12 protein-coding genes are annotated in these 12802 nt (G+C 37.1%); all 12 read right to left on the bottom strand.

The window, feature by feature from the left end:
• Positions 1–1083: an AMP-binding protein gene (locus tag IL355_RS15555; RefSeq protein WP_192463032.1), complete on the bottom strand. Its 1083-nt coding sequence runs from the start codon at positions 1081–1083 to the stop codon at positions 1–3.
• Entirely contained in the window at positions 1073–2002 is a 930-nt protein-coding gene (locus IL355_RS15550) for a CPBP family intramembrane glutamic endopeptidase (protein ID WP_192463031.1), read from the bottom strand. The genes IL355_RS15555 and IL355_RS15550 overlap by 11 nt, the downstream gene beginning before the upstream one ends.
• Complete coding sequence (menC, locus tag IL355_RS15545) at positions 1993–3045, bottom strand: o-succinylbenzoate synthase (protein ID WP_192463030.1); 1053 nt, start codon at positions 3043–3045, stop codon at positions 1993–1995. The genes IL355_RS15550 and menC overlap by 10 nt, the downstream gene beginning before the upstream one ends.
• A gap of 68 nt (positions 3046–3113) precedes the next feature.
• Positions 3114–5081, bottom strand: a complete 1968-nt coding sequence (locus IL355_RS15540) for a sensor histidine kinase (protein WP_192463029.1) — start codon at positions 5079–5081, stop codon at positions 3114–3116.
• Positions 5082–5692: 611 nt separating this feature from the next.
• Entirely contained in the window at positions 5693–6445 is a 753-nt protein-coding gene (locus IL355_RS15535; RefSeq protein ID WP_192463028.1) for a LytR/AlgR family response regulator transcription factor, read from the bottom strand.
• Between the two features lie 34 nt (positions 6446–6479).
• Positions 6480–7388: a 1,4-dihydroxy-2-naphthoate octaprenyltransferase gene (gene menA / locus IL355_RS15530; RefSeq protein WP_192463027.1), complete on the bottom strand. Its 909-nt coding sequence runs from the start codon at positions 7386–7388 to the stop codon at positions 6480–6482.
• 2 nt (positions 7389–7390) lie between these two features.
• Entirely contained in the window at positions 7391–7990 is a 600-nt protein-coding gene (locus IL355_RS15525; protein ID WP_192463026.1) for an SPOR domain-containing protein, read from the bottom strand.
• Between the two features lie 188 nt (positions 7991–8178).
• Positions 8179–9009 carry a CvfB family protein gene (locus tag IL355_RS15520; RefSeq protein WP_192463025.1) on the bottom strand — a complete coding sequence of 277 codons (831 nt, stop codon included), beginning with the start codon at positions 9007–9009 and terminating at the stop codon, positions 8179–8181.
• A gap of 83 nt (positions 9010–9092) precedes the next feature.
• Positions 9093–9434: a DUF2853 family protein gene (locus tag IL355_RS15515; protein ID WP_187458141.1), complete on the bottom strand. Its 342-nt coding sequence runs from the start codon at positions 9432–9434 to the stop codon at positions 9093–9095.
• A gap of 40 nt (positions 9435–9474) precedes the next feature.
• On the bottom strand, positions 9475–11226 hold the full coding sequence (gene menD / locus IL355_RS15510) for a 2-succinyl-5-enolpyruvyl-6-hydroxy-3-cyclohexene-1-carboxylate synthase (RefSeq protein ID WP_192463024.1): 1752 nt from the start codon (positions 11224–11226) through the stop codon (positions 9475–9477).
• 43 nt (positions 11227–11269) lie between these two features.
• Positions 11270–12379: a chorismate-binding protein gene (locus IL355_RS15505; RefSeq protein ID WP_192463023.1), complete on the bottom strand. Its 1110-nt coding sequence runs from the start codon at positions 12377–12379 to the stop codon at positions 11270–11272.
• The gene (locus tag IL355_RS15500; protein WP_192463022.1) at positions 12379–12801 is read right to left on the bottom strand and encodes a PaaI family thioesterase; all 423 of its coding nucleotides are present in this window, start codon (positions 12799–12801) and stop codon (positions 12379–12381) included. Before IL355_RS15500 ends, IL355_RS15505 begins: the two co-directional genes overlap by 1 nt.
• Position 12802: the final 1 nt, after the last annotated feature.

Here is a 12802-nt window from a genome sequence, read left to right as displayed (position 1 = left end):
CTAGATTGGAAGCAACTCCATGGTTTTGTTTCTTTGAATTTTACCCGAAGTTGTTTCCATGAATGTTTTTACAAAGTAGATATCTTTAGGTCGCTCATAGGTATCCAGTTCTGGAGACTTTGCTATTTTATCGCGTACAGCCACTATTTGCCCCTCTCCCTCTAAAATTAGGACAAGTTTATGTCCCAGTTTTTGATCGGGAATACCTGCAACAAAAAATCTTTGAGATAAAAATTTACCCAATTTAGCCTCAATTTGCTCTGGAAATAATTTTACCCCTGCAGAATTGATTACATTATCATAGCGCCCCAACCAATTAAACTCTTTTTCCGAGACCAAGTTCACCACATCATTGGTCAAGACTGGCTCATCTGTTACCTGTTGGGCTTCGATAATGAGGCAAGACCTTTCATCCTGCTTAAACGTTACCCCCTTTAAAGCTTTGAAGTTTTCTTGGATATTATCATTCGGATGGATTTTTTTAACCGCAATATGGGTAATTGTTTCGGTCATTCCGTAGGTTTCATAAATTTGGGTCGGTATACCTGTAAGGCCTATTTTTACTTTCAACTCCTCCGAAACCGCTGCGCCTCCAACTATTAAATATTTTATTTTATGTATTTCAGAAAGTGAGTTTTCAACCTGTAAGGGAACCATGGCCGCGAAATCATAGCCAGAATCAGCTTTTAATGATACCTCCGTTGTTGGATTTATATAATCTAGATGAAGCCCTAAAACCATGGACCGCACCAACATCATTTTACCTGCAATGTAACTGGCTGGTAGACAAAGTAAGGCCGTATCTTTTGGCTTTAGACCGAAAAATTCACCTGTAACCACAGCTGAATTTTTCATGTACTCTTTTTGAAGTTGAATTTTCTTAGGCTTACCTGTAGATCCCGAAGTTTGCACAACTAAGTAATCGGCATCGTTCAACCAGTCAATTAAAAAATCCCCGATGGATTTCTCAAAATCTTCACCTTCCTTAATCAAAGAATAAGCTACTTCCCTTAGTTGCTCTTTAGTATAGTGCTCTCCTTGAAGCCTAAAACTAGGGTGAATTTCCTTGAAACTATTGCTCATTTTCCGGAAGGGATTTAAATTCTTCTTCGGTCAAAACCCTTCCGAATAATTTCCCGGTCCAATCCGTCCATTTATATTTAACCGAAAAAACATATAGCAAAAGGGGAAAGATGACAAAGACAGGGATGAATCCGTCCCAGCTTAAGGATGGCTCCGAAATATCCCTGTAAATAGACTCCGTTTGAAAAGCCGTCCAATCTGCGGTAACCAAAAGTGCGGTTATCAAATTATTGGCGGCATGAAACCCCAAAGCAAGTTCCAACCCTTCATCCATCAAAGTTAGAATTCCTAAAAAGAATCCCGTACCAATATAATAGACCATAATACCGTACCCTAATTTGCTCACTTCCGGATTTCCTAGGTGCAACACCCCGAACAAAACGGAGGTTACCACTAAAGGAAACCATCTATTTTTAGCTAGAATTCCCAATCCCTGCATTAAATGACCACGGAACAAATACTCTTCAAAACTGGTCTGTAAAGGAATCAACAGAAGACTAATAATTGCCAAAGTCAAAAAGGGTTTCATTTGAAAGTTGAAAACATAGTTTTCCGGGGCAAACAAAATATAAGCGTAGGTCATACCTGCCGTAATTAGTCCCCAAACCGTAAATGCAAAAAATATACGTCTCCAATCTATTGCTTTCCTGCTGGTGGTAAGGGAAGTGATCGATTGTTCATGTACCAATTTAGTCCAACCCAACACCAAAAAAAGGCCAACAACCAAAGGAGCCAATAAAATGACCAATACGGTATTGCTACCTAACTTATCTATTAATTGTTGCATATAGTCCTCCACAGGTACTGGGGACATAATTGTGGATATATAATTAAATACCATTAACGCCAAAAAGCCCAATGGTATGAAAGCGTATTTCCAAAGCCCCAAATTGCCCTTATACCCTTGTTCTATATACATAAATCATTTATTTGCTGATAATTCCAAGTCTTATCCTGTTCATAATATAGTCCGCCATTAGAAACCTCAAGCGGACTTTCCATATTGTTGGTAAATAAGGCCCCGGTACCAAGACCTTGAGGCATTGAATTGTTTAAAGTTGCGGTCCATTGGGCAATCGCGTTAAGTCCTATATTGCTTTCTAATGCACTGGTTACCCACCATCCTATATTCAAACTATTTGCCAATTCAATCCATTCTTGTGAACCTTTAAACCCGCCAATCAGGCTTGGTTTTAGAATGACATATTGAGGCTTTACCATTTGTAATAATTCCTTCTTTTTTGTTACGCCGAATATTCCTATTAATTCTTCATCCAAAGCTATGGACAGAGGCGTTTTTTCACAAAGCTCCCTCATTTGCTTTTTCTGCCCTGCTTTAATGGGCTGCTCAATGGAATGTAATTGATATTGGGCGAGAATATGGAGTTTTTCCAAAGCATCCTTTGGCGAGAACGCCCCATTGGCATCTACCCTAAGTTCTATCCTTTCTTTTGAATATTCTTTACGGATGGCTTCTAGAATTGCAACCTCTTCCTTAAAATTGATGGCCCCAATTTTCATTTTAATACAACGGAAGCCCTCATCAATCTTCTGGGCAATTTGATCATTCATGAATGCCACATCTCCCATCCAAATCAAACCATTGATTGAAATAGGTTGTTCCCTATTTAAAAAATCCGATTCAAATAGATGAAATGGATTTTTTGAGTAAAGCGACCTAAAAGCTTGTTCTACACCAAATTGAATGCTAGGAAACTGCACTAAATTCTCAATTAAAAATGACTCGCCGTTTTCGATGTTTTGACAAACCCACTCTAACTTCTCCATATACTCAGGCACATCATCTATACTTAGGCCTCTAAAAATGCCGCACTCACCAACACCCCATTTTTGTTGGTTTTTTATGATAAGAAGAAATGTTTCTTTCTGTTCTAAAACCCCACGTGAAGTACCACTGGGTCGTTTAAAATCTAAGATATACTTTTTAAAATAGGCATCCATTAGAAGCAAAGGTAGCCATAATTTGAACGAAGATGAGACGTAGTATAAATTTAAAAGTGCTTGGTTTCCTACTTAAAATTGAACCAATAGCGAACTCCGTCATCCAAGTTTCTGTCAATGTTAAGAGTGGTCTGTAATTGATTGGCAAGTCGGTTCATAAGGCGTATTCCCATGGAGGTACTAGCTCTTTCCTCCGTATCTACAGGAAGCCCTACACCATTATCGGAATATTCGAAAAATCCTTCTTGATCCCCTGTTTTTCTAATGTGAATGTAGATTTTTCCATTTTCATCCCCATGAGGAAAAGCATACTTAAATGAATTGGAAACCAATTCGTTTAGCATAAGACCAAACGGTATAGCTCGGTCAATATCCAGTTCTACACCTTCTGCATCTACGGTGATATTGATATTATGACCACCTTTTTTATAAACCGATTGTACGCTATTGATCAAACTTTCAATATAGCTTTGCATCTCAATCACGGAAAGGTCTTCGTTTTGATACAGTTTTTGATGTATCAATGCCATTGCCTTCACCCTACTTTTTCCTTCTTCCAATGCCTCTATAGCGGCTTTACTACGGGTATTTTTGGTTTGTAGGCTCAGCAAGCTTGAAACCATTTGCAAATTGTTCTTTACCCGATGGTGAATTTCCTTTAGCAAGGAATCCTTTTCCACAAGGGAGTTTTCTATAATATACTTTTGTTCCGCAATCAGTCTTTGGTTTTTGATACTCTTGAGGTAGGCATAGACCAAACCGGCGAAGCCCAACAGTGTAAATAGCAAGGAAATTAAAACCAAACTATTTCTCTTGTCCATGGCCAAGTTTTCGTTCTTCTGCTTCTCCAAGGCCAATTTCTGTTCTGCCAGTAAGTCTTGGGATAGTTTAAGATCTTGGATCATTACGGTTGAAAGCTGTTGCTGTCTTAGTTGCGATTCATTTTCACTGATGGAATCCCTAACCCTAATATTCTTTCTTAAGTAATAATTGGAATTTTTGAAATCCTCGGTCATTTCATAGTACATGGCCAACAATCTGTTCTTTTGTAGAAGATTGTCCGTCGTGTAGGTCCTTAAATCATCACTCAAGTAATCCGTGGCTTTTGAATAGTTTCTTAATTGAAGAAAGCATTCGGAAATTGCCAAGCTGTTTTCTGTAATCTCGGAAGAATAACCCCTTGTGGTATTCTCTTTTATTCTTTTTATGGATTTTTCCAAATAAGGTATGGCATCCTCATATTGTTTTAAATCAACATGACATTTACCAATATTGCCCTCTATTACCCCTTTTAGCAACTCTGCTTCTTCATGTACCTTTTTTGATTTTTTCCGGGTTACGTTGTCAAGGAAAACATCTATAAAGCCTTTTGCTTTCTTATACCTTCCCAATGCAGTGGGGGTTGAACCATCCAAACGCAGAAAATTTCCAAGATTGTTATAATATTCTGCCTGGCCAAAATAGTCATCCTCCTCAATATTCTTTTTCTCATAGGCTATGTAATCATCCATGGCCCTGCGGTACATACCCAAGTTAGAGTAGATATCGTAAAAGGGCACACTTTCCATGATGCCAAGTTCCCTTTGTTTTTTTCTGGTATCTATTTGCTCAGGATACATACCTAATTTACCATAATTATCATCCATTAAATCCAACAGCTTGCTGGAGAGGTATATATCAAGGTCGTCTATCTGCTCGAACAGTTCCTTATTTATAGCAAGACTTTTATCATAATCCCCAAGGTCATAGAATATTCTGGCTTGCATAAGCTGAAAACGCTTAAGGTCTTCCTGGTCATCATTCTTAATGGCCGCATTTAAATTAATGGTTATTAGTTCCAACCAATCATAAGTAGAATTTTCCCTATAAAGATCTTCCGCATTAAAAAAGAAATTGAGCTTTTCGTCAGTACTACTTAATTCTTGGAATTGATTGAACATACTTTCATCTGAAGAGGATGCTTCTTGAGCTGAGCAAAAAAAGGAAAGTAGCATACCTAATACCACCAAATATTTTTTTTTGCCCTTTAAATTCATTGTATAGTAAAGATTGTTTTGGCTCAACATTAATTGTTCACTACTAATTTCCTCATTTCTTATTGAACAAACAACAAAAATAAAAAGATGAAATACATAATTTATCCGCAAGATAAATTTCTTTTAAACAGTAAGACTACTAAAGCCTAATCATCTTATTTCCGGAGAAGAAAATACTTGACAATGTCCTATGCTAATATTATGTACAATAAATGACCTTTGAATAAGATCTGCCCCAGAAATCCAAATGTATCATTTGTTCTTATAGTAATACTTTACATTGTTGTGTAATGACCATTTTCTGTTGTCAACCTAAGTAAAATAGCTATTTACACCAGTATCAAAAATAGATTACAGCGACAAATTGGAATAAAACAAAATAAAAAAGAGCCTTGTTCGTAGAACAGGCTCTTTTAAGAGAACACTATATGAAAATGAAAAATTATTTAAAAGATTGACAACTATTGTTGCTTAATTATAATACTAAAGTATACAGACTCCGCTTAAACCAAAAAAGTATGTTGTGAAAGTGACAAAAACTGTTGTGAAGATTGTTAAATCAAAAAAAGGAGCCTTGAAGGCTCCTTTTAAACTTTTTAAATAAATATTAATTAAGAATTCATCGCAGATATGATAAATTCTTTAAAATCTTTTGAAATAGGAATAAGGGTATCTTTTATCATAATATCCTTGGAGTTGATGGCATCTATATGGTCCACATTCACAATGTAGGATTTGTGGGCCCTATAAAATTGATTTTGCGGCAACTTTTCTAGATAATCCTTTAAGGGGGACCTTACCAAAAATTTCTTGTCTATTGTATTTACTTCTAAATAAACGTTATCTGCCTTAATGAACATGATATCACTAAACTGAATACGGTAGTATAGATGTTGTTTCTTGACGAAAATAGAGTCTTTTAAAACCGTATTGGACATTGGCACATCTTCGTTGGTTTCCGGTGCGGGAGCGGCTGTTTTTCCTGAGCGTGTGAAATTGGATAATGCAATTTCAATAGAAGTATATAAATCTTGCTGCTCAAATGGCTTTACCAAATATCCATTTGGTTTTACAGTTTTGGCATTTTCTACCGTAGCACGGTCTGAGTTGGAAGTAACAAAGATGAACGGAATGTCGTAATTCTCCCTAATATGCTTTCCTAAATCGATTCCCGTTTTGTCCGAAGCCAAGATAATATCAATCAGCACCAAATCTACATGCTGATTTTTAAGAACTTCTTCCGCTTGTTCGTAAACTATTACATTATCTACAATCTCATACCCGATTTCTTCGAGCATGGATTGCATATCATCTGCAATAATTACATTGTCCTCAACGATTAATATTTTAATTGGTTGTTCCAAAATGGGTAGTATTTAGTAGGTTTATAATCTAAATTTACAAAAAAATATTACAATTTACGTAAAGCAATACCGCTAAAAAAAAGGTACTCAAGGCAAGTTTCTTCAATTCAGGGTCAAATAGTTCCGGTCTTTTAATTTTATATACCTTCATCAAATGTATGAACACCGGTATAAACGCGATTAAAGGCAATAAGATATAAAATCCTTTGAAAGCATAAAAGTTAAAAAGCGCCACACAAACAAAGGCTATCAACAATAAAAAATAGTGGTACCGTTTTCCTTTTTCAAGCCCCATTTTAACCACCATTGTCTTCTTATTCGCTTTGCTATCAGAATTAAAGTCTCTTAGATTATTAAGATTCAATACCCCCGTGCTCAACGCTCCTATCGCAATCGCTGGCAATATTGAAAGCACTGTAATTTCCTTCGTATAAAGAAACATGGACCCCAAAACGGCCAGTATGCCAAAAAAAAGGAAGACAAAAAGGTCTCCCAAACCTCTGTACCCGTAGGCAGAATTACCTACCGTATATTTTATGGCCGCCCAAATACTAAGTCCCCCCAGAAAAATAAAAAGCAATGGGTAAAATATGTTCTCCAGACCAAAAGCCTGATAAACCAATATCAACACCAACATAATATCAATTAGAATTGAAATTATAATACCATTTTTCAATTCCTTACGTCCCAAAATTCCACTTTGTAAAGCTCTCTTTGGCCCTATTCTATCCTCATTATCTGTTCCCTTTACACCGTCTCCGTAATCATTTGCGAAATTGGAGGTAATCTGAAAGGCTATGGTTGTCAATATAGACCAAAAAAGGATACTTCCGTCATAACTACCGTAATATCCTGCTAATGCCGTCCCAACTAATATTCCAGATACTGAAAGTGGCAACGTTCGCAGCCTTGCGGCATTGACCCACGCCTTGAATTTTGTCAAACCTAATTTGGATCTTCAATTTGTATTCTTTTACCGTCTTTATAAGAGGCTACAAAAGCATCGTTAAAACCCAAATCAACCAATTGCTGCCTAAAATTTTGGGCTTCTTTCAAGGTTTCAAAATTTCCTAAGGAATACGAATAGAAAGGATTGGTCTTAACAAACAATGTATTGGTCAAAGCCTCTGATGCCAAAGTCATATTATTATCAACAAAGGACTTTACCTGAACTGAATATATTTTTTCCTTTTCCAAAAACTTCTTGGCCAGATAAAATTCCCTAACCAAGCTCAGCTCCTCATTTTGTTGCTTCAAATTATCTATTCTTGATTTAATGGCGTCTAAGCTATCTATTGAAACCAAAAGGTTGCTTGGGCTTTCGTAATTGTTGGAAACACTTCTTCCTGCACTAAAAGAAAAAATAATCAAGGCCCCTATCAAAAAAATGCCCGTAACACCGGCCAAAAGGTTCCTCTGAAGTTTACTCCTCTTAATTTCCCTGTTTTTAAACTTGATTTGATCAAGAAGACGTTCATTGATTATTTGCGCTTTATCTATATCCTTATGCAATTCTAAGAGATCGCTTTCTTCAATAAATGGCATATACCAATAATTTTACGGGGTTCATGTGTTAAAGTTAACCAAAATAGCTAAAGATCGATGAAATACACGTTTCGAATGTTGCAAAAATATTTCATTTTGTTGCCAATAATGCAATAAGTGTTGAGAAACGTAAATACTTAACTGATTTACAGACACCTACAAACCAATTTGAAAGTGGAAATTTAAAGTCAGATAATTTGAATCCCATCACCTTTTAATTCAATCTTTCGAGCCTTATATAAAGTACCTACTCCCTTTTTAAAAGTTTTCTTACTCATTTGAAGTTCTCTTTTTATCTCTTCGGGAGCGGATTTGTCATGAAGCGGTAAATACCCTCCATTATCCTTTAATTTTTTATAAATGGCTTCTGCCGCGGGTTCTAGTATCTTTTCACCCAAAGGCTGAATAGAAACATCTATCTTATTATCTGTTCTAATTTTTTTGATGAAACCGGGCATTCGATCTCCAACTCCTACGCTCTTGAAGATTTCATTGGAATATACGAGTCCTTTATGTTGGTCATTGATGATGACCTCCCAGCCCAAATCCGTCAATCTGGTAAATAATAGTTCTACTTTATCTTCCTCTTGAACGGTTAGCGTATCATTGTTCAGAAATTTATTGAGCTTATTGGAGCCTACGAGTCTAAATGAAACCTCATCCATATAGCAATGCACTACATACCATTGTCCTTCCTTCATCTTATCCCGTTGTTCACTAAATGGTACCAATAGATGTTTTTCAAGCCCCCAATCTAAAAACGCACCAATTTTGTTTACCTCCACAACCTTTAGCAATGCAAATTTATTTCTTAAAACCGTGGGAGTCAAGGTTGTTGCTATGGGCCTTTCCTCATGGTCCAAATAGCAAAAAACGTTAAGGGTATCTCCAATATCCGTACCCTTGGGCACATATTTATTGGGCAATAATATTTCCGTACCCGTTTTGCTACCCAAAAACAGCCCTACACTTGTGTCTCTCAGGACCTCAAGCTCATTATAATTTCCCAGTTCTATCATTTTGCAAAAGTAGTCTAAATATTGGGGTATAAAAAAACCGCCCAAAACTATGTCCTGGGCGGTTTTTATCTAATGTCTTTCTATTAATTATAAATAGAAGCCTTATCAAAATGTTTGCAAAGTTGATAGTATACAACGGCCCTATGCTTATTTCTATTAGAAGAACCGTACTTATCCATCACAGATTTTATAGCATCCATTAATTTTGGGTCATCTGCCAATCCCAACTTTTTAATCAAATAATTCTTCTTAACGGTTTCTAGCTCTTTTTCATCACCACCAGAAACTTTAGAAGCATCAATGTTGTAAATGGCAGGACCAAGACCAACAGTTACTTTGGTTAAAAGATCCATATCTGGAGTTTCTCCAAATTTATCTTTAATGTCCTCTGCATACTTAGCGATTAAGTCGTCTCTTTTACTCATAATAGTTAGTGTCTAAAATAATTATTGGTTAATATTTAGCCTAAGATATAAAATCAAAATAACCGAGCAAAATTTTGTTATTCAATAATCTAGGGGTAACTACCTCCAAAATTTTAGGCGAATCGGATTTTTCATAGAAAATTTCTAAGTTTTTCTGCAAATCCTCTTCGTTGTTAACCATAATATGTTGAAAACCGAATTGCGCACCTAAATGGGCAGCGTTCATGTGATGGGAGGTCTCAAAAAATGTCTCAAAATTACCGGTTTCTTCCTTCCCGGGTAAGATTCTGAATATTCCCCCTCCACTATTGTTGACAAGGATTACCCTAAAATCCGGTTTAATATAATTGTTCCAAAGTCCATTACTGTCATAGAAAAAACTTAAGTCCCCTGTAATCAACAATGTGGGGTCTTGTTCACAAATGGACCCTCCTACGGCAGTAGAAGTACTTCCATCTATACCACTTGTTCCTCTATTACAATACACTTTCAAGGAAGGGTGCAACGGAAAAAGTTGTGCATACCTTACAGTAGAGCTATTGGAGAGGTGTACTTGACTTCCCCTTGGAATTGTTTCAATAATCTGTTTAAAGGCCGAAAAATCTGAAAAAGGTATTTGATTCAAATACTCCAATCTTTTTACTTCAAATCTGACTTTTCTTGTATTCCAGAACCCAAAATAATCACTATTCACGTTTTTTGATTCCGAAATAAAATTTCTAAGAAATTCATTTGCAGAAGCTCTAATGTGCTTGGTTAAAGCGAAAAAAGTATCGAAGGCCTTTACCTCGTCTACGTGCCAATGATGTTGGGGTTTATAGTCCCTTAGAAAGGCCTTAATTTTCTTGGAAACAACCAAGCCCCCAAACGTTAACAAAATATCAGGTTGTAATTTTTGAAATAATTCCGTTTTGTTGGCCGATTTCTCAATAGGTGCCAAAATACTATCGATACTTGAAAAAAACCTTGGGTGATGTAAATTACTGGTGGTTTCCGTTAATACAATAACCGATGGGTCCGCTGCAAGTTTGTCCAATAGTTGCTGTTCAACTGCATTGGGCGGATGAACGCCCACCAAAACCATTTTTCTCGAAGCTGCGTTCCAAGTATCCAACAAATCACCTGAAAGGAAATTTTCATCCTCTTTCGCTTCCGGTAACACTATTAGGGCGGTGGTTGAAGGACCCTCCAAACGGTCATACAGCGGTTCCTCAAAGGGCACGTTAATATGCACTGGCACCTTTACTTGAAGCGCTACATTTAAAGCCTTGTTCAATTCAGAATCGTTATACGCCTTTACCTTATCCTGATTTTCTTCAACCGTGCCATTCTCCAACCACTGAGGGGCATATTTCTCAACCCGAGAAACACAATGCGAAACATCTTGTTTCAGATTGGCAGAATAACCAATATGCCTATGAAAAACATGGTCTTGCCGTATGGTCTGTCCATCACCTACGTCTATTTTATACGGCGGCCTATCCGCAGAAATAATTACTAAGGGAATTCCGCTATAGTATGCTTCGGCAATGGCCGGATAATAATTAAGAAGGGCGCTACCGGAAGAACACAAAGTAGCAACAGGCACCTGTAATTGTTGCGCCATGCCCAGGGCAAAAAAAGCGGCACTTCTTTCGTCAACAATACTAAAACATTTAAAATAAGGGTCTTCGGTAAAACCTATAATCAAAGGAGCATTTCTAGAACCGGGAGAAATGACAATATTCTTAATTTTTTTGGCCTTGAAGTGTTGTACTACCAATTGTGCCGCGGGTATGCTGGAGTGTATCATCTTTTACAAAAATACAACACGTCTACCTAGCTTACCAACGTCCTCATAAAATACTTAAAATGGTTTTGCTTTTAGCTACGGTTTCTTCCCATTCCCTTTCCGGAACGGAATTTTTAGTAATTCCACCCCCTACATAAATCAAGGCTTTGGAATCTTTTAGCTGCATACACCTTAAATTAACAAAAAGGTTATTTTTTTTGGTAATGCAGCGGTATGCTTGGTTCTCTTGATTATTAGTTCTTGCACTACGCTGCCTAGAGGTTCTAAGATTAAGCTCACCCAAATATCCGGTGTAAAACTCCCGGTTGTAATTCTCTTGTTCCTGAATAAACCTAACGGCCGGTTCTTTTGGCAATCCCCCTACCGCAGGTGTGGGGTGCAATGCCTTCAAAACCTCCTTAAGATTATCTTTCAGCTTTCCTGTTATCTTGGTGCGCAAATGCATTAAATTACCTGCCTTAATTGTCTCCAAGTTTCCTTCCTCTAAGTAACCTACCTTTTCTTTTAGCGCTTCCAATATAAACTTTGTGACCAATTTTTGCTCATCAATCTCTTTATGGCCCCATTTGGGATTTAAATCACCTTTGAAGGTCTGTGTACCCGCTAAAGACATTGTGGTAAACCTATCGTTAATGGTCGAGAGCAAAATTTCTGGAGTGGCGCCCAACCATAAACCCACCTGAGGATGATACCACAAATAACAAAAAGCATTGGTGTAGGTTTTTAACAAACGTTTGAACCATTCTATAGGTGATGTACCAATTTCAATTTCTATGCTCCTGGAAAGTACTACTTTATGAAAACGATCATTGTCAATTTCTTTGATGGCCTTTCTTACCGACTGGAGATAGTTTTCTTTTACAGAAGGCATTTGAGGAACAGTAGAAGTACTTTCTCCTTTAAAAACTACTTGGTCCAAATCAAAATCAGGCAGATGAAAAAAGTCACCCGAAGGGATTAAAACTACCTCACCTTTGCTGGAAAAGGGGGCAAAAACAAAACCACTTTCCGTAAAATCACGAACCAAATGCAATTGATCATCATTCTGAGTTATGCAATTTACAATGGTCTCCTTTGGCTTACGATATGCCACCAAAGGTAATTTCCTTTCTAGGTGTTCTTCAATTTTAGAAAAAAAATTGGTAGTCGTCATTACTTCTTTTCCAAAGCTATGGTAGTCAATTTGCAAATGGAAACAAGATTACCTTCAGCATTGGTAATTCTAATATCCCAAACTTGCGTGGTCCTACCCTTGTGAAGTATGGTGGCTTTGGCAAATACCTCGCCGTCCCTCACACTTTTTACATGATTAGCGGATATCTCTATCCCCCTTATTGCAAATTTTTGGGCATCCAAGAATATATAAGAGGCCATGCTACCCACACTCTCGGCAAGTGCTACCATAGCTCCTCCATGCAAAACCCCATCTGGTTGATGCACCTCTGGAGTTACCGGCATTTTCGCAATAAGAAAATCCGCCCCTACATCCGTATACTCAATTTTCAAGGTCTCCATCAAGGTGTTTTTTGAAGAGTTATTACAAACTTTGAGGATTTTTTCTTTGTAGCCTTCCATA

The organism is Euzebyella saccharophila (assembly GCF_014855495.1).
GTDB lineage: Bacteria > Bacteroidota > Bacteroidia > Flavobacteriales > Flavobacteriaceae > Euzebyella > Euzebyella saccharophila.
Note: the sequence above shows the minus strand (reverse complement) of the source record. Positions and strands in the feature narration are given on the sequence as shown.